Annotated in this window: 36 protein-coding genes; 5 read left to right on the top strand and 31 right to left on the bottom strand. The window is 38.4% G+C overall.

The annotated features are described in order from the left end of the window. Positions 1 to 2: 2 nt before the first annotated feature. The 13 genes from BIV16_RS04565 to BIV16_RS04505 all read right to left on the bottom strand — a co-directional run bounded on the left by BIV16_RS04565 (position 3) and on the right by BIV16_RS04505 (position 8,415). On the bottom strand, positions 3 to 815 hold the full coding sequence (locus BIV16_RS04565) for a head maturation protease, ClpP-related (protein ID WP_075679140.1): 813 nt from the start codon (positions 813 to 815) through the stop codon (positions 3 to 5). A gap of 77 nt (positions 816 to 892) precedes the next feature. Next, positions 893 to 2,062 carry a phage portal protein gene (locus tag BIV16_RS04560; RefSeq protein ID WP_075679141.1) on the bottom strand — a complete coding sequence of 390 codons (1,170 nt, stop codon included), beginning with the start codon at positions 2,060 to 2,062 and terminating at the stop codon, positions 893 to 895. Between the two features lie 18 nt (positions 2,063 to 2,080). Further along, entirely contained in the window at positions 2,081 to 3,736 is a 1,656-nt protein-coding gene (locus BIV16_RS04555; RefSeq protein WP_075679142.1) for a terminase large subunit domain-containing protein, read from the bottom strand. Further along, positions 3,723 to 4,034, bottom strand: coding sequence for a P27 family phage terminase small subunit (locus BIV16_RS04550; RefSeq protein WP_075679143.1), 312 nt, complete (start codon positions 4,032 to 4,034; stop codon positions 3,723 to 3,725). Before BIV16_RS04550 ends, BIV16_RS04555 begins: the two co-directional genes overlap by 14 nt. 278 nt (positions 4,035 to 4,312) lie before the next feature. Next, the gene (locus BIV16_RS04545; RefSeq protein WP_075679144.1) at positions 4,313 to 4,657 is read right to left on the bottom strand and encodes an HNH endonuclease; all 345 of its coding nucleotides are present in this window, start codon (positions 4,655 to 4,657) and stop codon (positions 4,313 to 4,315) included. Between the two features lie 152 nt (positions 4,658 to 4,809). Beyond that, entirely contained in the window at positions 4,810 to 5,004 is a 195-nt protein-coding gene (locus BIV16_RS04540) for a hypothetical protein (RefSeq protein ID WP_075679145.1), read from the bottom strand. Positions 5,005 to 5,148: 144 nt separating this feature from the next. Continuing rightward, entirely contained in the window at positions 5,149 to 5,697 is a 549-nt protein-coding gene (locus tag BIV16_RS04535) for a site-specific integrase (protein ID WP_075679146.1), read from the bottom strand. A 97-nt stretch (positions 5,698 to 5,794) separates the two neighbouring features. Further along, positions 5,795 to 6,085 (bottom strand): hypothetical protein, encoded by a 291-nt coding sequence (locus BIV16_RS04530; protein WP_143524687.1) that lies wholly within the window; start codon positions 6,083 to 6,085, stop codon positions 5,795 to 5,797. A 72-nt stretch (positions 6,086 to 6,157) separates the two neighbouring features. Next, entirely contained in the window at positions 6,158 to 7,150 is a 993-nt protein-coding gene (locus BIV16_RS04525) for a tyrosine-type recombinase/integrase (RefSeq protein ID WP_075679148.1), read from the bottom strand. Positions 7,151 to 7,284: 134 nt separating this feature from the next. After that, positions 7,285 to 7,518 (bottom strand): hypothetical protein, encoded by a 234-nt coding sequence (locus BIV16_RS04520; protein ID WP_075679149.1) that lies wholly within the window; start codon positions 7,516 to 7,518, stop codon positions 7,285 to 7,287. Positions 7,519 to 7,554: 36 nt separating this feature from the next. Continuing rightward, on the bottom strand, positions 7,555 to 7,803 hold the full coding sequence (locus BIV16_RS04515) for a hypothetical protein (protein ID WP_075679150.1): 249 nt from the start codon (positions 7,801 to 7,803) through the stop codon (positions 7,555 to 7,557). A 180-nt stretch (positions 7,804 to 7,983) separates the two neighbouring features. After that, a complete protein-coding gene (locus BIV16_RS04510) occupies positions 7,984 to 8,151 on the bottom strand; it encodes a hypothetical protein (protein ID WP_159435907.1) in 168 nt (55 codons plus the stop codon). A gap of 48 nt (positions 8,152 to 8,199) precedes the next feature. Beyond that, on the bottom strand, positions 8,200 to 8,415 hold the full coding sequence (locus BIV16_RS04505; protein WP_075679152.1) for a hypothetical protein: 216 nt from the start codon (positions 8,413 to 8,415) through the stop codon (positions 8,200 to 8,202). Between the two features lie 111 nt (positions 8,416 to 8,526). Between BIV16_RS04505 and BIV16_RS04500 the strand changes: the two genes are divergently transcribed. Then, positions 8,527 to 9,228, top strand: a complete 702-nt coding sequence (locus tag BIV16_RS04500) for a DUF4145 domain-containing protein (RefSeq protein ID WP_075679153.1) — start codon at positions 8,527 to 8,529, stop codon at positions 9,226 to 9,228. On the opposite strand, the gene BIV16_RS04495 is transcribed toward BIV16_RS04500, so the two are convergent. The 16 genes from BIV16_RS04495 to BIV16_RS04420 all read right to left on the bottom strand — a co-directional run bounded on the left by BIV16_RS04495 (position 9,212) and on the right by BIV16_RS04420 (position 15,571). Continuing rightward, positions 9,212 to 9,427, bottom strand: coding sequence for a hypothetical protein (locus BIV16_RS04495; protein WP_202969650.1), 216 nt, complete (start codon positions 9,425 to 9,427; stop codon positions 9,212 to 9,214). The genes BIV16_RS04500 and BIV16_RS04495 overlap by 17 nt on opposite strands. Before the next feature lie 49 nt (positions 9,428 to 9,476). Continuing rightward, positions 9,477 to 9,692, bottom strand: a complete 216-nt coding sequence (locus tag BIV16_RS04490) for a hypothetical protein (RefSeq protein WP_075679154.1) — start codon at positions 9,690 to 9,692, stop codon at positions 9,477 to 9,479. Between the two features lie 53 nt (positions 9,693 to 9,745). Next, entirely contained in the window at positions 9,746 to 9,952 is a 207-nt protein-coding gene (locus BIV16_RS04485) for a hypothetical protein (RefSeq protein ID WP_330546438.1), read from the bottom strand. Positions 9,953 to 10,053: 101 nt separating this feature from the next. Next, the gene (locus BIV16_RS04480) at positions 10,054 to 10,443 is read right to left on the bottom strand and encodes a hypothetical protein (protein WP_075679156.1); all 390 of its coding nucleotides are present in this window, start codon (positions 10,441 to 10,443) and stop codon (positions 10,054 to 10,056) included. Further along, positions 10,440 to 10,865: a hypothetical protein gene (locus BIV16_RS04475; RefSeq protein WP_075679157.1), complete on the bottom strand. Its 426-nt coding sequence runs from the start codon at positions 10,863 to 10,865 to the stop codon at positions 10,440 to 10,442. Before BIV16_RS04475 ends, BIV16_RS04480 begins: the two co-directional genes overlap by 4 nt. Positions 10,866 to 11,109: 244 nt before the next feature. Next, on the bottom strand, positions 11,110 to 11,415 hold the full coding sequence (locus tag BIV16_RS04470; RefSeq protein WP_075679159.1) for a hypothetical protein: 306 nt from the start codon (positions 11,413 to 11,415) through the stop codon (positions 11,110 to 11,112). 14 nt (positions 11,416 to 11,429) lie between these two features. Then, entirely contained in the window at positions 11,430 to 11,615 is a 186-nt protein-coding gene (locus BIV16_RS04465) for a hypothetical protein (RefSeq protein WP_075679160.1), read from the bottom strand. After that, positions 11,593 to 11,760, bottom strand: a complete 168-nt coding sequence (locus BIV16_RS04460; protein WP_159435908.1) for a hypothetical protein — start codon at positions 11,758 to 11,760, stop codon at positions 11,593 to 11,595. Before BIV16_RS04460 ends, BIV16_RS04465 begins: the two co-directional genes overlap by 23 nt. Before the next feature lie 12 nt (positions 11,761 to 11,772). After that, positions 11,773 to 12,498 carry a DUF6291 domain-containing protein gene (locus BIV16_RS04455; RefSeq protein ID WP_075679161.1) on the bottom strand — a complete coding sequence of 242 codons (726 nt, stop codon included), beginning with the start codon at positions 12,496 to 12,498 and terminating at the stop codon, positions 11,773 to 11,775. An 11-nt stretch (positions 12,499 to 12,509) separates the two neighbouring features. Next, complete coding sequence (locus tag BIV16_RS04450; RefSeq protein WP_075679162.1) at positions 12,510 to 13,538, bottom strand: hypothetical protein; 1,029 nt, start codon at positions 13,536 to 13,538, stop codon at positions 12,510 to 12,512. Continuing rightward, positions 13,528 to 13,791 (bottom strand): hypothetical protein, encoded by a 264-nt coding sequence (locus BIV16_RS04445; RefSeq protein WP_075679163.1) that lies wholly within the window; start codon positions 13,789 to 13,791, stop codon positions 13,528 to 13,530. Before BIV16_RS04445 ends, BIV16_RS04450 begins: the two co-directional genes overlap by 11 nt. 203 nt (positions 13,792 to 13,994) lie before the next feature. Continuing rightward, positions 13,995 to 14,441, bottom strand: coding sequence for a hypothetical protein (locus BIV16_RS04440; protein WP_075679164.1), 447 nt, complete (start codon positions 14,439 to 14,441; stop codon positions 13,995 to 13,997). Continuing rightward, positions 14,414 to 14,746: a hypothetical protein gene (locus tag BIV16_RS04435; protein WP_143524688.1), complete on the bottom strand. Its 333-nt coding sequence runs from the start codon at positions 14,744 to 14,746 to the stop codon at positions 14,414 to 14,416. The genes BIV16_RS04440 and BIV16_RS04435 overlap by 28 nt, the downstream gene beginning before the upstream one ends. 87 nt (positions 14,747 to 14,833) lie before the next feature. Continuing rightward, the gene (locus BIV16_RS04430) at positions 14,834 to 15,016 is read right to left on the bottom strand and encodes a hypothetical protein (RefSeq protein WP_075679166.1); all 183 of its coding nucleotides are present in this window, start codon (positions 15,014 to 15,016) and stop codon (positions 14,834 to 14,836) included. A 57-nt stretch (positions 15,017 to 15,073) separates the two neighbouring features. Then, the gene (locus tag BIV16_RS04425; RefSeq protein ID WP_075679167.1) at positions 15,074 to 15,385 is read right to left on the bottom strand and encodes a hypothetical protein; all 312 of its coding nucleotides are present in this window, start codon (positions 15,383 to 15,385) and stop codon (positions 15,074 to 15,076) included. Positions 15,386 to 15,415: 30 nt separating this feature from the next. After that, the gene (locus BIV16_RS04420) at positions 15,416 to 15,571 is read right to left on the bottom strand and encodes a hypothetical protein (RefSeq protein WP_159435909.1); all 156 of its coding nucleotides are present in this window, start codon (positions 15,569 to 15,571) and stop codon (positions 15,416 to 15,418) included. Between the two features lie 105 nt (positions 15,572 to 15,676). Here BIV16_RS04420 and BIV16_RS04415 point away from each other — a divergent pair, with 105 nt between their 5' ends. Beyond that, on the top strand, positions 15,677 to 15,847 hold the full coding sequence (locus BIV16_RS04415; RefSeq protein ID WP_159435910.1) for a hypothetical protein: 171 nt from the start codon (positions 15,677 to 15,679) through the stop codon (positions 15,845 to 15,847). On the opposite strand, the gene BIV16_RS04410 is transcribed toward BIV16_RS04415, so the two are convergent. After that, positions 15,839 to 16,009 (bottom strand): hypothetical protein, encoded by a 171-nt coding sequence (locus BIV16_RS04410; RefSeq protein WP_159435911.1) that lies wholly within the window; start codon positions 16,007 to 16,009, stop codon positions 15,839 to 15,841. The two genes, BIV16_RS04415 and BIV16_RS04410, sit on opposite strands and share 9 nt — an antisense overlap. Before the next feature lie 156 nt (positions 16,010 to 16,165). On the opposite strand from BIV16_RS04410, the gene BIV16_RS04405 reads away from it, so the two are divergent. The 3 genes from BIV16_RS04405 to BIV16_RS04395 all read left to right on the top strand — a co-directional run bounded on the left by BIV16_RS04405 (position 16,166) and on the right by BIV16_RS04395 (position 17,282). Further along, a complete protein-coding gene (locus BIV16_RS04405; protein WP_075679168.1) occupies positions 16,166 to 16,552 on the top strand; it encodes a helix-turn-helix domain-containing protein in 387 nt (128 codons plus the stop codon). A 103-nt stretch (positions 16,553 to 16,655) separates the two neighbouring features. Further along, positions 16,656 to 16,838 carry a type II toxin-antitoxin system HicA family toxin gene (locus tag BIV16_RS04400; protein ID WP_075679169.1) on the top strand — a complete coding sequence of 61 codons (183 nt, stop codon included), beginning with the start codon at positions 16,656 to 16,658 and terminating at the stop codon, positions 16,836 to 16,838. A gap of 36 nt (positions 16,839 to 16,874) precedes the next feature. Further along, entirely contained in the window at positions 16,875 to 17,282 is a 408-nt protein-coding gene (locus BIV16_RS04395) for a type II toxin-antitoxin system HicB family antitoxin (protein ID WP_075679170.1), read from the top strand. A gap of 308 nt (positions 17,283 to 17,590) precedes the next feature. On the opposite strand, the gene BIV16_RS04390 is transcribed toward BIV16_RS04395, so the two are convergent. Next, complete coding sequence (locus BIV16_RS04390) at positions 17,591 to 17,782, bottom strand: helix-turn-helix transcriptional regulator (RefSeq protein WP_075679171.1); 192 nt, start codon at positions 17,780 to 17,782, stop codon at positions 17,591 to 17,593. Positions 17,783 to 17,808: the final 26 nt, after the last annotated feature.

The following is a 17,808-nucleotide window of genomic DNA, read 5'->3' as shown; positions in this document are numbered from 1 at the left end:
TCTTATACCTCCGTGGTTTTGTTTAAATTAAAAAAAACACCCCAATCGGTGCTTTCTTGTTCCGGCTCGTTTTTCTGTTCTGGAACAACGGTTTGTTCCGGTTTGGAACTACCATGTGTTAATTGATAAAACTTTATTAACTGTTCCTGGTGCATTGTCCTGTTGACAATCTGCTGTCTAAGCTTTTCATTTTCTTTCAAAACTTCCTGCAATGTATCTGCATCCGTCTGATCTGATTTGAATTCGACACCGATTTCATCAATTAGTCCGTACTGCAATGCAAGCTGTGGTGAAAGCGTCGTTTCTTTGTGCATCATATCTCGAAGTTCCTCTTCCGGGATGGTTGCTCTTTTCATAAAAAGTGCAACACAACTATCCATTGCAACATCGAGATTGTCTGCCTCTGCTCTGAAATCGCTTGCATTTCCTGTAAACGTCTCCCACATATCATGAATGATGGCTGTTGTGCCATATCCCATGACTCGTTTGTCGCATGCTTGTAAAATTGTGAATGCAATTGAGTGACAGCATCCCATGACTATTCCGGTCTTATAAGCTCCATGCTCCTGAAGCATGTTGTAAATTGCTGTTCCCTGGTCTACGCTTCCACCGTTCGAATTGAAGTAAATCTCAATCTTATCTGTCTCCGGGATTCCAGAAAGAATCTCTTGAAAATGCTTTGCGGATGTTTCTGAATCGTCATAATCCCATGTTTCCCAGTTGAAATCGCCATACTTTCGAATTTCGTCATAAAGATAAATCTTATGCACATTTTCAATCTGCTGGTGTCTGTAGATTACTTTTTCCTGCTTCATATCATCTTTTCCCTTCTAAATATTTGTTATTTAACGGATAACTCCGAGATTGTGGATCACCTCCTTCTTAATCAGCATTAATCGTCTTGTGATGTTTCATCCTTGTTTACCTCCTCTGCACTTGCATAGTTCTTTGTTAAAGCTCTTTGTGTACTGAAATTCGTGTTAAGAGCCTGATATCCTACCATTTCACGGATTTCGTCATAGCTAAATCCGATTCCTCTTAACTTGTCTAAGTTTGCAGCACTGTCAATCACGTCAACGTGTTTGAACCTGCTTACCCAAATGAAGATTTTTTCACCATTTACAAAGCTTTCTTCACCAACAAGCTTTGCATTTAATGAATCGTTTATAATTTCAACAATCGGGCTTACTGCATAAGTGATTAATTCGTTTGTCGCATCCGATTTTTCCGTGATATTTCCAAAAAAAACAGCTTCTGGAATATCAAAAGCCATTGCGCAGGCACTTAAAACTTCCTTGCTGATTTTTGTCAAATCCTCTGATTTTGCACTGCATTCAATCTTGAATTGAGAAAAATCAATTCCTTTTGCCAGTGTTAAAATGGATAAATCGTCCGATTCTAAAATTCCTTTCAGTTTCTCCGCATACTGGTCTTTTGTGACCATTTTATCCGGTTTTCCTTCCTCTTTCGATTGTTCGACAAGCTTGATACTTGTATCCATTTTCAGTAAAAAACGGGGCTTATTGGCAATCCGAATCATCTGATTTATCGCATCAAGCGTTTTATCGTACTGCTCCACAACAGATTTTAAATGTCTTGTGATATCTGCATTGTCATACCGCAAACGCATTACATCATCCTCTAAGAATGACCTTCTTAGTGAAAACTGTTTTCCTGCGCAAACGATATTGACGTTCGTGTATACTCTTCCTGTCATGACATTATCAGATTCCGAATAGCTATTTGCGATATAGTATTTTTCTCCAATTCTGACGATTAAACATTCTGACTCAAGTAACATCTTTTCCACAACATTTCTCCAAAAGTCTGTTCCCGTCTCATTGTCATTCGGTCTGACATTTAATCTAAAGTAATATTTGTCCTGCCTTTTTCCGTTTTTATCCACTAAGACAATTTCAGAGCGGGCGATTGCATTTGCAATCATCCCGACAGCCTTGTTTATTGCAAATTTTGACAGATTTACTTTTTCAAGGTCAGCCGTAACTATATCAAATAGCGACTGCATCTCTTTATTTCTTCCCTGCGTGAAAAATTCAAACATTCCTGTACCTCTCTCTCGTCAAATATAAATGACGGTTTCGTTTAATAAATCATTGCAGAACATTGCCACATCAAAAGCCATGAATCCATCGTTTTTCCGAAGCTTTGGTTCAATTTTTCCAAAGGTCTTGTTCCCGAACTTGTCTTCAATGACCGATGTGTTGTTTGTATACCACCTCATGATTGCCGACGGACCATAAATGACATGCCCCTCCGCAAATGCTTTTTGTATGAACGGTGCAATGATTCCCGTTGCAGATGTAATTTTTCTTACCAGGCGCACGATTCCGTCTGGTTCATCTTTACTTTCAATCGAAATTCCTCTTTCTAAAAATCCTGTCTTAAAGAGCAGATATCGGTAGGTATCCATTGCAATTTTTTTAACTGTATAATCTGCCATTTTTCTCATGCACCAGTCAATTATGATGTTTACATCGATGACAGGTCCTGGAACAATTTCAAAATCGCTAAACTCTTCCATTCCCTGATTTGCAATTGGGAACTTGATACTATTTATGAATGGCGAATCTGCACAAATCCAAGTGTGCTGCATCCAAATGTAATCCTCACCGCTTTTTGTCAATACACCTGCGGATGCAAAATCTCGAACGTCTGCGTAATCAATTCCAATTATTGCATTTTGATTTCTTGTGTCCGGCACTTCCCTTGGTGTCTTTTTTTCAATGTCGTCATAGCAGCATCGCAAGATATTGTTCCAGGAAGTCACCGTCTGTTCCTCCAACCTCGATGGAAGATTCATTCTTTTTGTCAAAAATTCTGGTCTCTTACTTGAAATCATTTTCATCTCATGATAATCGACCTCAATTTGGTGTGCCAATATAGGCAAGTACTCCATAGATGGATTTGCTTTATGCCATGCCTCCGGCACATCCACTTCATTTTCTGAATCAATCTCGCAAAGGAATGGAAAATATCCAAGAGGATTTTCTCCACTCTCAAGGATTTGATTGCAAGCCGTCAAGATTTCATCCAGTGGGCCATCTCTGACATATCCATTAGTTGTGATGATGAATTCCCTCGCATGTTTAATTTTACCTAAAGCAGATTCGAATACATTAATCTGCTCATAATCTTCATAGGCATGAAGTTCGTTGAAAAAAATACAACCAGGACGCTTACCGTCCTTTGTACCAGCGTTCGAGGTGTTGTATCTCATGACTGAATGAGTCGCGAGATTCTCAATCTCTTCTTTGGTACACCGAAACTTTCCTTTGAACTTTTCACGTATACAAACGTTATAAGCAACTTTGAACGTGTCTTTTATCTGCGCTTCTGAATTTGCCACGAGTTCGACATTATAATCGTCGACTCCATAAAGCGGTGTCTGTAAAAAGTTCGCCAGTGGAACCATGAAACCGTCTTTTCCATTTCCTCGACCCATCATGATGATTATTTTTGGAAAAATCGGAAGTCCTAATTTATCGTACATAAACACAAATGCGTAGATAAATTTCTGATATGGGAAAAGCGGATAGAAATTCGCTTCGCAATATGCAATACAATTTCTGAAAGTTTTTTCGTCAAAAAAAACATCGTTCCGTTTCAATAACGGTTTTACGATGTTTTTGATTAAAAGTTTTCTTTTCTTGTTTATCCAGTTTGGATGTTTTTTGACATATTCGAGATAAGCATCAATCTCCTTAACAGTAACCATCTTTAGGATCTGCCTTTGGAGGAATTGGATTTTTTAAATTCAAATCCGATAAAATCTTCAACATGGTCACGGATGTTTTCTGCAAATTCACAACAGATTCATTTGGTTTTTCCGTCGAAACACCATTCCCATTGATTGTCGTGTACCTCAATCCTCTTTTTTTGATATCAGCTTTTAACTGCTTTCGAATCTTCACATAGTCCATGTAGTCGTCAACCAAATCAAGATAAAACTGGTCTGTCTTGCCCTGCAACTTAAGCTGGTTAATTAAAGACTCTTTTATCTCTTTTTGCGTCATACACCCACCACCTTTCTTTCTCAAAATGTCAAAAAATTTATATTTTTTTGCACTTTTTCCAAACGGAAATAGAGCATTTTTCTTCGTGATTTTTCATTTTTGCATGAGGCTTTGAAAAAAAATTTTACTTAAAGTAATTTTTCAAAATCGACCTTCTTTTTTCATCTTCTCCGATACCCCTTGCCTTTTTCATGTGAGATTTTATTTTTTCTCCAGAGTTAAGGCCACATACCCGTTCTCCGTAAAAAGAAAATCACACGAGAATCGACCGGGGGGATTTACCAACGCTCCTCTGTTAATCTTTTCTTCTTTTTAATGAATCTAAACTGATATCTTCCATGTCGCTTGTTATGACACTGCGTACAGAGCGATATCAAGTTGTTGTCATCCAAGGCAAGCTCTGGATGTTCCTTCAACTCTTCGATATGATGAACCTCCTCGGCTCTTCTTATCTTCAAGTCTTCGCCAATCAACTTGATTCCATTTGCTTTTGCGTCTGCGATTCGTCTCCTACAATCCTGGCACTCAAAATGGTCTCGCTTTAATATCTCTATCCTCTTTCCTGTGGCTGGGTCTTTCCAAGCTTTCGAGTTGTAAAACGCTTTTGCTTCTTTGTCTGTCATTATTCAAGGATTGGCTGGTGTATTTCAACCAGCCTAAAAATGGGGTAAAAGGGGTAGTATAATTAAAGCGCAACCTCATCCGGCTACGCTTTAACTGGATACACTATATCACACATGTTTTATAAACTTCTATAAAGTCTTTTAAATTTTTTTCAAATCCATATCTTACCTGTGTGCTTATCTCGAATCCTTACCCGGTCCTCTAGTTCCATGCCCGCCAGCTCCAACACCAGCTTAATGATTTTAATCACGATATGAATACGCACATCTTCATGCTTTCTTTCTTCTCGCATCACATGACCTATTGCTTCATCCGCGGTTGGGTCTGAATACTTTTCCTTGTTCATCTGCTCTCATCTCCTTTACTTGTCATATCTATAAATTTTGTTAAATTCCGCTTTTATTTCTCTTTTAATAGAAGAAACGTATTTTTATAGGAGTTAGTTTAACATTCAACTCATTTTGTAAAATGCCATCTCTAAAAAAAATAACTATCGCCTGAACGATAGCTTTCTCATTTTGTCATCCTTTATATCCTGCGTGATTCCAATGTACCGAAATGTCACAGATATATCTGAATGATTCAAGATCTCTTTTAATGTTGCGATATCCTTTGTCTGCTGGTAAAAGTGATATCCGAATGTTTTTCGGAGCGTGTGTGTTCCAATTTCCTCTAATCCAAACTTTTTTCCGGCATCACTCAATACCTGATATGCACGTTGGCGTGTGATGTGTCCTTTGCCATTCCTGGACGGAAACAGCCATTCATATTCCGACTTTCCTCTTATGTAGCGGTTTAGAATCGGACGCAACTCATCGTTAATTGGAAACGACTTTTCTTTTCCCGTTTTCTGCTCCCGGATAATCACATGGTTTCTGTCCTTCACATCCCGCACCTGCAATTTTAAAATGTCCGATATGCGAAGTCCGACATAAATTCCAAACAGAAACATTACATAATCACGTTCACTCTGCTCTTTTAAATAATCTGCAATATCCCACACCTTACCGATATCTCTGATAGGTTCAACTGTGTTCATGCTCTCTTCTCACCTCCTTATAAAAAGAGCAGACCGCATCTCTGCAATCTGCTCATATATTTACATTTAATATATATCACATCTAGTTTATAAACTTCTATAAAGTCTTTTCTATTCCTAAAAGGATCTCTGCTCTTTCTCTCGCAGTCTTTGACTTATCGCACAAGATGCCGTACCACTCTCTTTGGAAAAAATCTTTTCTTTCATCATGGCGAAATTTTTCCGCGATATTATCTTTCAAAATTTCTTCGATGTACGTCAACCGACCAAATAACCCATCTTCAAATCCAATCGCGCACGCCTCCCCAAACAGAGTTTTTTCCACCTTTTCAATTCCATCCATCTTATCGTGAATCATGATTAATCTTTCGTAGTCTCTAATTTCCATATATGCCTCCATATTTATTTCCTTTTTAATATCTCAAATTTTTTTCTAAATTGCCATTCGATTTTACGCAAATTATGCCGCTTTCTTTACACGATACTTGATATCGTCAATATCATCTACAAGATAGTACTTGATTGTCACCTCTGTGCTGGCATGCCCTAGCATTTTTGAGACTAATAACACATCATTTGTTTTCCGGTACAATACGCTTGCAAATGTCTTTCGGTAAATATGAACCGTTGCCTTACAGTGGCATCCTGCAGCGTGCGCAATTTTCTTCGCAATCACTTCAATCGTGTTCTTGCTCATTTTTCCGTTTCTTCTTTGAAATACAGCTCCACTGGTGCGACCTTTTAAATATGCTTTCAAAGCAACTTTTAATCTTGGCACTAAAATGCCATATCGAACAGTATCTGTCTTTTCTGCGTATATTCGAATCGTGTTTTCTTCAAAATTAATATCTGAAACTTCCAATTTTTCAATCTCCCCCACTCTCATTCCGGTGTTAAGCATGAGCTCCAAGAGTGCTGTCTTCTCCGCGTCCCCATGCACGATATACCGACATTTTTCAATCTCTTCATCTGTAAGACGCTCTTTTTTCTTATGTTTAAAATTCACACGATCTACATCACGCATGACGTCCTCATTAATGTAGTGCTTCCGGTAAGCCCACTTAAAAAATGCCCCAATATACTTCATAAGCGTGGATTTATAACTATTTGAAATCTTGTCCTTGTACTGGCGAATGGCTAGATAGTCCGTGACATCCTGACCTGTTGTATTTGTGTAATTTAATCCGGTTTTGTCGAAAAAGTTTTTCACAGTTCTCATATACTGCTCAATTGTGGACTTTCTTCTACCTGCAGCCATCATATCAATACTGAATCTTTTTATCGCCCATTCATTGTCGCAGACTTCTGTTGATGGCAATGTTTCAGATGCCGTAAATTCTATTCCATGTAATTTCACAATCAGGACATTTTTCAATACCTCACTTGCCTCTGAATTGATATAATCCTGCATGCTCACGATTACCTCATTGATGATATCATTTTTACCCTTCATTTTTATCCCCTTTGATATGTTTTTTAGATTGAAAAATAAGAATTTTAGAACTTTAAAGATTTGTCTTTAAATTCTGGGGAGACATATTCTCCCCAGAAAATAGATGCTATTTTTTATAGCAGGATTGGTTGAAATTACTGCCTCCATGAATCCATGATTTTTCTTACCTTTTTTATAGTTTTTTTCAGACTATCTATGAATTTCTCGCAAAATTCAGTTATTTTATACTTCAAAAGATAGCCATTAAAGCCATATGTATCTCTTACCTGGCATTTGTATAGAATTTGTTCTGGAATGGATAACCGTTCATAGAAGTCTTTTTCATATTTATCTACATATTCATTTAAAATTTCTACATCGCTTTTCATTTTCTGTCTCCGTAATTTAATAAGTATTAAATTCAATTAGTAAATTTTTTTGCAAAAAATTTCTTTATTTGCATAATGCTTTATATATGGCTTTGGTTTTACCCCAGGCACTGCAATTTGATAAGCGACTGTTCCATCCCAGCCGATGTAGCCATTTTGTTTTGTGCAATAAACAATCTTTTGCAGCCATCCCTCCCCCATACCGCACCTTGCAATCCAAATTTCACAATCCTTATCTGGTACAACATCCATTTTTCCATTGTTTACCTCAATCCACTCATTCATAATCTACCTCACTATTTTGATTTCCTACAACCGTGAATCATATAAGGTATGATCCACAGTGGAAAAGTTATAATTAGAAATATCTCTAATACTAGCGCGCCAATAAACATCAGAAAATAGCTTGCGGCTATCACAATTACATCCATTGCGTCTTCCATTACGTCTTTTATAAATTTCAGTTTAATAATCATTCCCAATAATACAAACAAAGCAACTGCAATCCATGCACTCTCCTGTACCTGTTTCACAACATTCTTCTGCTGTCTCGCACAAATTCTTTGGAATTTTTGTTATAAAATAATCATTACTTCTTAATAATTCTATTGCTTCTTTAATTTTCTCTTCCATCTTTACCTCCGCTAAAGTTTAATTTAACAACCAATCGGAATGCACTCCTCACATTCCGTTTTCATCTTCTTCGCAAGCTGCTACCATTTCTGCATCCAAATCCGACTCCTCATTTTTGAGGATTAATGGCTGTCCTTGGTCTGTCACCCACATCACATCTTCCAGCTTGTACAGTTTTCTTTTTCTTGGATTCGCACAGATGATACTTACTGGTACAGCATTTGAAAAACCGTTTATGTATTCTTTTAATTCACCATTCTTCATTTTTCTTACAGGAACCCGGCGCGTCTTTTATCCGGAGAGGTTCCAGATCCTTTCTTTTACTTGTTATTCCTTTTTGATTGATGTAAAATATTGTCAAAAAGGAGGGGTTTTATGTTACATTCTATAAATGCACAAAATATGATTAATTCGAAAAATTGCACAATCAAAGTTGATGATAAAAATATCACTGAATGTCCTTTGTGCCACAAATCCATTGCTCCGCTTCCACTTTTTGCTTGTGTTTACGAGTCATCTGCTTCAAGCAAATGTGCTAGTGTTGTTTATTTTTGCAGGCACTGCACTTCTCCATTTTTTGCTCATTATTATGCTTCAAATGTATCTGAATACAGCAATTCCATTATCTACAACTCGGCTAAATTTCGTTATATTGAACCAGTAAAATTTACCAAAATAGTTTTTGATAAAAAAATCATTGAACTTTCACCACTATTTGACAAAATATATAATCAGGCTCTTGCTGCTGAAACATCCGGTCTTGACGAAATTGCCGGTCTTGGATATAGGAAATCCCTTGAATTTTTAATAAAGGATTTTGCAATACATGAAAATCCGAATGATGAAGCAAAAATCAAATCTATGCCACTTGCAGCTTGTATCAAAAGCTTTATGGATTCTCCTAATATAAAAACATTAGCTACTCGGTCTGCTTGGATAGGCAATGACGAAGCTCACTATATCCGCAAACAAGAAGATCGCGATGTAAGTGATATGAAATCATTTATCCAAGCAACTGTATACTTCATTAGCATGATTCTTATCACAGAGGATGCGGCAACTATGGAGCCAAAATAGATTCTTCTACCGTCTTTGCCTCGTGTTCAATCGTAGAAAGGCAAAGTTGTGTATCCATTTCAGCGAGGAAATTTCCTTCAAGATCCCAGTACTGAACAACATCACGTACTGGGTCTTTTTCTGTTCCAAGCCCTCTTTTTGCCTTTGTTTCAATTACCTGAATTACTTTTGCACTTTTAGTTCCATCTGGTCTAACCATAATTATCTCCTTCCTTGATTTCCATACGAAAAACTATTATTTTAAATTATTAAATCAAACATACTGGAGTGCATGAAATAACAACAAGCGAATAATCATCTTCTGCTGTTTTCCGATACTCAATAACTGCTTGATAACACCCTACTTCTTTTGGCTGATGAATTTCATCAAGTTCACTCCAATCAAGCTCATTTTTTAAGTCACCAATATCGTCAACTATATCTGCAAAACGGCTTTGAGACTTTTCTTTTTCCTGCTCTGTCATATAAATGCGATCATCATATCTTGTGACCGCAAAATAAATTCTAATATTATAATTTAATCCAAAGCTTTCATCTGATTTTCTTCGTAAGGCTCTCCGCAAAATGGGCATTTTGACAAAAGCATTGGAAGTTTTCTTTCTCTTTTCTTACCTGGCTCTTTCACAGTAAACGTCAATATTGCTCTGCCCGATATAAACTCAATCGGTGGAATTACGTACTCGAATCCTTTTGATTCTTTTAGCTTTTCAGTTTTTTCGCTCATACAATTGCACATCGTCTCTACCTCCATAAAATCTAATTTTGCAAGCATTCTTCCGGCGTGCCGATTGCTTCATTCTCCGTCATGACATTTACCTCCCTTCATTAACCTTTGTATTTTTCCGGCAAATACATCCAGGCGTTGACGAATAAATTCTGATTGCTGCATGGCTCCGTCTCGTCTCCGATGTAAAAACTTCCATTCCCATCTTCGTCCTGCTCATATCTGCCAATCATCGGAATTGAGAAGTTTTCAAGCGAAATCAAGATATATTTATCGTCGCGCGGAAGCTGACTTTCTATATCTATCCATCTAACATCGCTCTCCTGGATGCCATCAATGTACTCTCTGAAAAATTCTTTGCACAATCTAATTGCTTCCGTGATTGCAGCATCCCATCCGGTGTCGTACTCACAACCACCGTCACATCCACCTGCATCACTGATTTTCTTTGTTAATCCATCAACAAAACTCTCTAAATTCGCTACTCTCATGACATTACCTCCGGATAATCTGTTATTTTCATCTGCCCTTCTAAATCCTCTTCACTTTTCTGTGAACCAGTTTGTTTTTGCACCTCTTTTTCGCAATATCCATCTGGGTACACAGTTATGATAAGACTTTCACAACCGCTAAGGTCACCATCCCTATACGTTAATCCTCGCTGAAATGACTTTACCTCTAAATTTAATAAATTCTTCGGTATTCTATTTGGTTTTACGCCATGATAACCGGCGCCATCATCCCATGCATTTATGCTCTTTTCGATATAAACATCGTACTTTTGGGGGCACTTTCCAACTTTTCCTTCTACTGGTCCAATATGATACGTCTTGAGAAGTATTCCATCATCCCTGACGTCAATTTGCAAATCTGTGATATTGTAATTGAGTTCAATTAATTCCTTTACAATCACCTGTTCTCATTCCTCCCACTTAACCATCGTCTTTCCCTTTTTCTCGATGTAAAAAAACTGTCGTCTATTTGCAATCTCCATATGCACAAAATGCACTGTCTGACCATCCGACGCTTCCGTAAAAAAGACTTTCCATCGACTTACAGGATATGTACTCTGTATACTTTCTGTCTGAAATCTCAATTTTACTTTTCAAAATTTCAAGCATTTTCTTTTTCCCAAGCTTTTTGTACATGGCTCTCATTTACTCCAATCTTCCCTGGATCACGACAGCGTTGCTCATATCGACACCATCTCTCTTTGCCTGTTCGCAGGATGCACAATATGAAACCCCATTGCATTTTCCGAAACTGTTAAAAGTGACACCCACCCGGACACCATCCGGTATATTTTTGACCGTATAGGTGGTTTGAACAATTGTACCGTCGTCCAGCCGAATTGCATTTCCTCCGTTCGTCACAGCTCCGTACTGGTCAGATGCGTTTGCTGTTACTGTTCCTAGAAAAAGCGTTAAGAATATAACAATTCCAACTGCAAATACTTTTTTCATGATGCTACCTCCATTTACTTCTCCTGTGCTGCGACTTTTCCCTTGAATCCGCCTTTTTCCAAAATGAACCGTGCTCGTAAAAACTCTTGTTGAAAAGCTGCAGCATTTCCACTCGGAATTTCAACTGTTAAAACTCCGTCAATCACTTGTGCCTCATAGCCAAATTTGTTTAATATTCTAATTGCTCCGTTTTGATCCATTTACCCTCACCTTCTTTCGCATTCCTAATATTCTTCCACCTTCCTTGCACCACTCAACTCTTGTCCTGAACGGTTCACAAGCCTCATTCCAGGCATCGTCAAAATTCTTAATCACCGGGAATTTCTTTTCCATTACGTTTTCCATCTTCCAATCCTCCTAATGTGCTGGGTTTGAATTGAGCAATTGGCGCTCAAGTTCGTCATAATCATAATCTCTTTGTGTAAAGTTATTGAACTTCGTTGTGTTCGCTTTCTTCGCCTTCTTCGGTTCTGGTGGTGTATAATTGCTGTCAAGATAGTCGATATAGCCCTTGTGAAAAAAGGTGCTTCCATTTTGAGGTTTTCTCCAATCCTCCAACGCTAAGTCCGCCTTGTATCGTTCAATTACTCTGTTCATTTCGTCGAATCCGATATCAAGTAAATGCCTCTTGTCAGCATCAGAAACCTGTCCTTTACCTCGTTTATTTGGGTACAGTTTCCACAATTTTTCAAACAGTGCATCAGCGTCAGCTTTGCACATAGTTTTTTTATTAATATCATTATCACATTCACTATCACTATCATGTAGATTTGCTAAACTTTGCTTAGCTTTGCTAGCATTTGCTAGTTTTGCTACATTTTGCTTTTCATTTTTAGCAATTCCACCACGTTTTCCCGCATTTTTTCTAGCCTCACAGGTCTTTTGATATTTCTCAAAATCTTCTTTTAACTGCTCTTCTATGACGCAGTAAAGCATTTCCGTGACTGGGTCCATTTGGGGAATTTCTTTACCAGATGCAAAAGATAAAATTGCAGTGAAAAGCATCCCCCTTTGACCAATATCTAGTTTTTCGACCTGCGTGAGATACTTTGCGTGTAGCACAAATGTGTCCTTTTTATCCATGCTGTCTCTCCTTACAGGTATTTTTTCATCAAGTCCCTCTTTGATTTTGGCTTGCTATCATCAGTACTTTTGACCGTATCTTTTTCAAAATCATCAATGAAATTCACGTCTGATTTCATTTGAATCTTACTGGATGAAGATAGATTTTTTAATACATCGTCTTTGTTCTTCTCAACGAAATTGTATATACCATCTAAGCGTGCCTGTGGATAGGAAAGACCTGCGACACAGCAGATAAACTCCGATTTGCCTGGTGTCTGAAAAATGTCAACTGGCGTTCCAACTTCCTTGACGATATCTTCCATCTTTGCAGCTTCCGGCAATACGGCTGCAATGTACTTTACGGCTCTTTCCTCGTTTGGTGCAAATACATTGTCTTTTAAAGCGTCAAGATAGTTTTCGCCGACCTGCGGTCTGGCTATCACTTTCGCAACTCCACGTGTCCGCAATGTCTCCATGATTTCTGCCGTGTCAATATTTCCAAGTTCGCTATGGAACTTCTCCGGGATGCTCACGAATCTATCAAAAGAATCTGCAAAGATTCGATTGGAAGTCATTTTGTCCGTCACTTCGTTGTCGATGATGAAGCAGGATGCCATCTGTTCAATAGCAGTCAGTTCGTTGAAGCACTCATAAGAGTTGATGTGTGCTTTCAGACTGTCACTCTTGCTTGGCAGAATTGTGACAGCGCCAACCGTCTTGCCTTCGTCAGACAGTAAATCAATTAACATCGGACCAGCACCGGAACCCGTTCCACCACCGGACGAAAATATAACAAAATACATTTCTGCGTGTAACTTCTGCTGAATTTCTTCAAAAATGGATTCGAAATCTTCGGAAAGAAGCATCTTTGCTTTCTTTCTAACCTTGTTGCAGCCCTCACCGCCTTTGATGTGATACTTGTGCTTCGCCTCCTTTAATGTGTCTAAATCCTCTTTGGAAGTGTTCAGGTAAAGCACCTGGAACCCTTTCTTCTCAAATTCACGGCCAATGTTACCACCTGCCTGTCCGATTGCGATAAAAGCAATTTTATTTCGCATGTTCTTCCTCCTTTTCCCTTTCCAGAGCCTTCTCGCCAGCTTGCGTTATGAAAAATGTGAAAGCTCTGCCATCTTTTAATCCTGTGTCTATATAGTTAAGTTTTTGAAACTCTCTGATTTTTTTATAAACCGTGTTACTCTCACACTGGAGAACTTCTTCCTCCATGATTTCGCCGACGGTCATTGCGTTTGTCCTGCTTGTTGCACCGGAGTGCTGCAAGATGGATAAGACTAGAAAACCTAGTCGATTCATGACGTGTCACTCCTTTTCTGATTTACTTTTATATGTTCTTATCAAATCTGATTTACTTTTATTTACTCTGATTAACTCTGATTAATTAAGATATACCGTGATTTTACACACTTCGTTGATAACTCCTTTCCCCCGGCACTGTGATAGTACCGGGATCATGGCTTTCAATTTTCGTGATATATTAACGGTAAATCCGCAAAAACCTATTCCGTGATTCCCTGCTCGTCCATGATTTTTTGAAACTCGGCAAGCATTTTAGTATGAAGATTTTGAACCCAAACGGTCGAGATTTTCATGTCGCAGGCTACCTTTTCGAACGTGTTATTCTGAATATAGTAGTCGTAAACAATGACCTGGTAGTCAAATTTCATCTTGGAAATCATTTTCATAACTTTGGTTCGAAACTGAACCAATTCAAAGCATTGAGCGACCGCCTCTTGTTGCAGCATCGCAAGTTTAATCGCCATGTCCTGCGTCTTGTTGGAAGTGTTCGAACTTTGAACCTTGATATCGCTATTGGAACCGAGCGATGTAATCATCATTTGCTGCTCCAGCAGTTCCTTAGCTTTCAAGTTCACTAAATCGTCCATTTCACGAAGTCGTGATAAATACTTCTTTGCGGTCATTTTTTCAGATTTGACTTTCTCCATGCCTCTTCCCTTTCCCTTTTCTCCTCGTAAGTCTGCTCCTGCAAAGTCTTGTGATACAACACAGTTTTCCAGTCTGCCATGATGGCATCATCTTCTCTTATCATTCCCTCGATAGGCTTGTCCGCCTGCCTCGTTCCAAACAACTCAATCATCCTTTCCTCGTCCAATTCTATAAAACTTGCAACAATTCTTGCAGCAAAGGCGGTCATTGAGGCAGCTCCATAGCGCTTTTGAAAAAACTCTTTATAGAATTTATTTGGCTGTTCATATAATTTTTTGATGATTTCTTCCTGTGTTAACATCATTTTTCCTTTACATTCACTTAAAAACCGTTTACAATGTGAAAGAAGGGAATTTTCTCTGAAAGTTGCATCAACCTAAGTCGGTCAAAACTATGGGGTTGATGCATTTTTTTGTACTGGAACAGCTCCCAGCGCCTTTAAAAAATTCTGATAATTTTTAATCTTGATTTCTGTCTGAACTTCCTCTGGAAGTTTCGTAAAATCCACCCATTCACCCTTTTTAGAATCAAAAATGTGATAGTAAAATGTTGGTTTCTCTGGATATCGTGGCATCTGTCCTCACTCCTTTCTTTAAATTTTATTCAACAGGCTTTTCCAAGTTGCTGATTCTTAAACAACTGACGTAAATAAATCGGTTGTCTGCTCCAACTCCTCTTCTGGGATTTCACAGTTTTCAATTTTCACAACAAAATCTCGCATTTCACAAAGAATCTGATGGAATCTTAGAAGAGTTTCTTTTTGCTCTTTCGTAAATAAATTAGGGGAATCGTAAATAGATGCATTAGCGCCCATTGTTGTGATGACTCCATCTATTACTCGAATTACCGACTCTATACAGGTCCCATCTTCTTGAAAAGCTATCGCATTGATGCATCTCATGATTGCCACTCTGTACATTCCAATCATGTCTCTAAAGCTCACTTTTTTACCTCCTCGTGTGTCAGCCGGGCACTATGCCGGCTGGCACCTTTTTTTCTTCTCCTGCTCCTTCTCCCTGCGTTTGGCTTCAACCATTCCCAAAATGTAACCTTTCTCAAAGTCGCTCATCAGCGGAATCGCCATTGCGATGTTCTCCATCACTCTCTGCTCCTCATCTTCTCTTCTCATGTTCTCTCACCTCCACATCATTTTTCTTGTTTTCCAAATTCTCCAATGTTATTCTTTTCTTACAGGCTTCTGCCAAAGCCGAGTAATTGGAGAAAGGAGATTTTTATGCAACTTGATATTGATTTTTCTGACCTCGATGATTTTCTGGACGAATTAAATACATTTAATATTGATTGTCCTGAATGTAATTCCCCTTTGGAAATATCGCTAAGTGATATGGGAAAAGTAATTAAATGCCCACATTGCAATATTGACATTGAAATCGAATCAGAATAATTTTCTCTTCAGCTCAACATTTTCTTTCATGACTTTGTTGAGCTGTTTTAATTCTTTTCTTATCTTCCTAACTTTTTTTATTGCCTTTTTGTACCCATTTACTTTAATAGTTACACTGGTACTGCTTGCTTCTTTCTCTTTTAAATTCGTTTCATCTGACATCCTTCTCACCTCCTCGTGTGTTGCCGTTGATTGTTTCGTTTGAATACATTCTAATTCTCTTTGAAAACTTTGTCAACACTTTTTTGTTTCGTTTGAATACTTTTTTATTGACGATTCAAAATAAACGTGCTACTTTAAACTGGAAGGAGGCATTTCATGGGCGAGAGAATTAAAGAATTGAGAAAAACCCTCGACTTAACAATGGAGCGGTTCGGCGAGATTATCGGTGTCAGTAAATCCTCAATATCCAATATTGAAAACGGAAATAGAAATCTGACCGAGCGCATGTTTAAAGACATCTGCCGTGAGTTTGACGTCCGCGAGGAATGGCTGCGCACCGGCGAAGGTGAGATGTTTAAAGAGCTGTCCCGGTCGGAGAAAATCGCTGTGTTTTTAACTGACATTTTAAAGGACGAAGATGATTCTTTCCGGAAGCAGTTCATTGAAGCATTTTCGGAACTGGATTTAAACGACTGGAAGGTACTTGAGGGCATCTGTAACAGCATCATCGAGAAAAGGACAAAAAAAAGGAACCAGGATTAATTCCCGGTTCTTTTTTTGTAATATTTTTATGCGCATTATGTGTATTTTACATTGACATTTATACGCATAGTGTGTATAATATAATTGTAAGGAGGTACACGAGATGCGAGCCAGAGAAACAGAAAAAATACTTTTAAAAGATGGTTGGTACTTTGTAAAACAAGTTGGTTCTCACCGGCAATACAAGCACCCCACCAAACCCGGAAAGGTCACAATTCCTTTCCACTCCGGCGACCTCGACAAAGGTACCGCAGAATCCATATTAAAACAGGCAGGGCTGAAATAGCCCTCCTGGATTTCAAATAAAGAAAGAGGTGTTGATATGAAATTAGTTTATCCAGCAATCTTTACTCCATGTAAAGAAAAAGAAGGTTACACGGTTGTTGTTCCGGATCTCCCTGGATGTGTCTCTGAGGGCGACTCTTTAGCGGATGCCATTGATATGGGTGTCGATGCTGCCAGCGGATGGATTCTTGGCGAATTAGAAGATGGTAATGATATTCCGGCGGCATCCGAATATAAAGACATTACACCGGACACAGCAGATTCCTTTGTAAATCTTCTTGTTCTTGATATGGAAAGTTATGCAGAAAAGTACGGCTCTAAGGCTGTCCGAAAGAACATTACAATTCCCGCCTGGCTGAATGCTTATGGAGAAAAGAATCATCTGAATTTTTCAAAGATTCTTCAAGATGCTCTGCTTTCCATGACGCAGAAAGTAAGAAATTAGCGCACTGGTGCAGCTCATTAAGGCTAGGTCGTAGCGGTTATATTCCTGTAGCCCCCGCCCTTGCTAAATGAAAGGAGATATTAAAAATATTGTGTTATTGTTGAGTTCGATATGCTCGCACATAAAAAAGCGCATTAACTCAAAAAGAGAACCAGGATTCATCCCCGGTTCTCTTTTTGTTACTCCTTCTTCAATTTCATCAAACACAGATACAGTATTTTCAACTGTTCGAGATTCAGCCCCTCGACCATCTCAATTATCTTTTGTTTTCTCCACATGGTGCTCCCCCTTCTTTTGTGTTGGAATCCTCACCAGTAAAACAGTTCCCTCACATCTACTTCCAGCGCATCTGCAAGTTTAAATGCGACTTCAACCGAAGGATTTAAATTTGTCTTATTCTCAATCGTGCAGATTGTCGTCTTACTCACACTGCTCTCTCTCGCCAGCCGTTCTAATGACCATCCCTTTTTCCATCTAATTTCTTGCAGCCTGTTATTCATAAATCAAATTATACAATGGTGTTATG

The organism is Roseburia sp. 831b, from assembly GCF_001940165.2.
Lineage (GTDB): Bacteria > Bacillota > Clostridia > Lachnospirales > Lachnospiraceae > Roseburia.
Note: the sequence above shows the minus strand (reverse complement) of the source record. Positions and strands in the feature narration are given on the sequence as shown.

What these genes read in the sequence shown, in the direction of transcription:
- BIV16_RS04545 (WP_075679144.1), bottom strand. Translation starts at nt 4,657, where the DNA reads ATGACAGACAAAGAAGCAAAAGCGTTTTACAACTCGAAAGCTTGGAAA.
- BIV16_RS04520 (WP_075679149.1), bottom strand. Translation starts at nt 7,518, where the DNA reads ATGAAAAGCGATGTAGAAATTTTAAATGAATATGTAGATAAATATGAA.
- BIV16_RS04555 (WP_075679142.1), bottom strand. Translation starts at nt 3,736, where the DNA reads ATGGTTACTGTTAAGGAGATTGATGCTTATCTCGAATATGTCAAAAAA.
- BIV16_RS04455 (WP_075679161.1), bottom strand. Translation starts at nt 12,498, where the DNA reads ATGGATAAAAAGGACACATTTGTGCTACACGCAAAGTATCTCACGCAG.
- BIV16_RS04415 (WP_159435910.1), top strand. Translation starts at nt 15,677, where the DNA reads ATGCAACTTGATATTGATTTTTCTGACCTCGATGATTTTCTGGACGAA.
- BIV16_RS04420 (WP_159435909.1), bottom strand. Translation starts at nt 15,571, where the DNA reads ATGAGAAGAGAAGATGAGGAGCAGAGAGTGATGGAGAACATCGCAATG.
- BIV16_RS04390 (WP_075679171.1), bottom strand. Translation starts at nt 17,782, where the DNA reads ATGAATAACAGGCTGCAAGAAATTAGATGGAAAAAGGGATGGTCATTA.
- BIV16_RS04445 (WP_075679163.1), bottom strand. Translation starts at nt 13,791, where the DNA reads ATGAATCGACTAGGTTTTCTAGTCTTATCCATCTTGCAGCACTCCGGT.
- BIV16_RS04400 (WP_075679169.1), top strand. Translation starts at nt 16,656, where the DNA reads ATGCGAGCCAGAGAAACAGAAAAAATACTTTTAAAAGATGGTTGGTAC.
- BIV16_RS04485 (WP_330546438.1), bottom strand. Translation starts at nt 9,952, where the DNA reads ATGAGCGAAAAAACTGAAAAGCTAAAAGAATCAAAAGGATTCGAGTAC.
- BIV16_RS04525 (WP_075679148.1), bottom strand. Translation starts at nt 7,150, where the DNA reads ATGAAGGGTAAAAATGATATCATCAATGAGGTAATCGTGAGCATGCAG.
- BIV16_RS04540 (WP_075679145.1), bottom strand. Translation starts at nt 5,004, where the DNA reads ATGAACAAGGAAAAGTATTCAGACCCAACCGCGGATGAAGCAATAGGT.
- BIV16_RS04500 (WP_075679153.1), top strand. Translation starts at nt 8,527, where the DNA reads ATGTTACATTCTATAAATGCACAAAATATGATTAATTCGAAAAATTGC.
- BIV16_RS04440 (WP_075679164.1), bottom strand. Translation starts at nt 14,441, where the DNA reads ATGGAGAAAGTCAAATCTGAAAAAATGACCGCAAAGAAGTATTTATCA.
- BIV16_RS04430 (WP_075679166.1), bottom strand. Translation starts at nt 15,016, where the DNA reads ATGCCACGATATCCAGAGAAACCAACATTTTACTATCACATTTTTGAT.
- BIV16_RS04460 (WP_159435908.1), bottom strand. Translation starts at nt 11,760, where the DNA reads ATGGAAAACGTAATGGAAAAGAAATTCCCGGTGATTAAGAATTTTGAC.
- BIV16_RS04505 (WP_075679152.1), bottom strand. Translation starts at nt 8,415, where the DNA reads ATGAAGAATGGTGAATTAAAAGAATACATAAACGGTTTTTCAAATGCT.
- BIV16_RS04530 (WP_143524687.1), bottom strand. Translation starts at nt 6,085, where the DNA reads ATGGAAATTAGAGACTACGAAAGATTAATCATGATTCACGATAAGATG.
- BIV16_RS04435 (WP_143524688.1), bottom strand. Translation starts at nt 14,746, where the DNA reads ATGATGTTAACACAGGAAGAAATCATCAAAAAATTATATGAACAGCCA.
- BIV16_RS04395 (WP_075679170.1), top strand. Translation starts at nt 16,875, where the DNA reads ATGAAATTAGTTTATCCAGCAATCTTTACTCCATGTAAAGAAAAAGAA.
- BIV16_RS04465 (WP_075679160.1), bottom strand. Translation starts at nt 11,615, where the DNA reads ATGGATCAAAACGGAGCAATTAGAATATTAAACAAATTTGGCTATGAG.
- BIV16_RS04550 (WP_075679143.1), bottom strand. Translation starts at nt 4,034, where the DNA reads ATGACGCAAAAAGAGATAAAAGAGTCTTTAATTAACCAGCTTAAGTTG.
- BIV16_RS04515 (WP_075679150.1), bottom strand. Translation starts at nt 7,803, where the DNA reads ATGAATGAGTGGATTGAGGTAAACAATGGAAAAATGGATGTTGTACCA.
- BIV16_RS04405 (WP_075679168.1), top strand. Translation starts at nt 16,166, where the DNA reads ATGGGCGAGAGAATTAAAGAATTGAGAAAAACCCTCGACTTAACAATG.
- BIV16_RS04495 (WP_202969650.1), bottom strand. Translation starts at nt 9,427, where the DNA reads ATGGTTAGACCAGATGGAACTAAAAGTGCAAAAGTAATTCAGGTAATT.
- BIV16_RS04480 (WP_075679156.1), bottom strand. Translation starts at nt 10,443, where the DNA reads ATGAGAGTAGCGAATTTAGAGAGTTTTGTTGATGGATTAACAAAGAAA.
- BIV16_RS04450 (WP_075679162.1), bottom strand. Translation starts at nt 13,538, where the DNA reads ATGCGAAATAAAATTGCTTTTATCGCAATCGGACAGGCAGGTGGTAAC.
- BIV16_RS04510 (WP_159435907.1), bottom strand. Translation starts at nt 8,151, where the DNA reads ATGGAAGAGAAAATTAAAGAAGCAATAGAATTATTAAGAAGTAATGAT.
- BIV16_RS04565 (WP_075679140.1), bottom strand. Translation starts at nt 815, where the DNA reads ATGAAGCAGGAAAAAGTAATCTACAGACACCAGCAGATTGAAAATGTG.
- BIV16_RS04410 (WP_159435911.1), bottom strand. Translation starts at nt 16,009, where the DNA reads ATGTCAGATGAAACGAATTTAAAAGAGAAAGAAGCAAGCAGTACCAGT.
- BIV16_RS04490 (WP_075679154.1), bottom strand. Translation starts at nt 9,692, where the DNA reads ATGACAGAGCAGGAAAAAGAAAAGTCTCAAAGCCGTTTTGCAGATATA.
- BIV16_RS04470 (WP_075679159.1), bottom strand. Translation starts at nt 11,415, where the DNA reads ATGAAAAAAGTATTTGCAGTTGGAATTGTTATATTCTTAACGCTTTTT.
- BIV16_RS04560 (WP_075679141.1), bottom strand. Translation starts at nt 2,062, where the DNA reads ATGTTTGAATTTTTCACGCAGGGAAGAAATAAAGAGATGCAGTCGCTA.
- BIV16_RS04535 (WP_075679146.1), bottom strand. Translation starts at nt 5,697, where the DNA reads ATGAACACAGTTGAACCTATCAGAGATATCGGTAAGGTGTGGGATATT.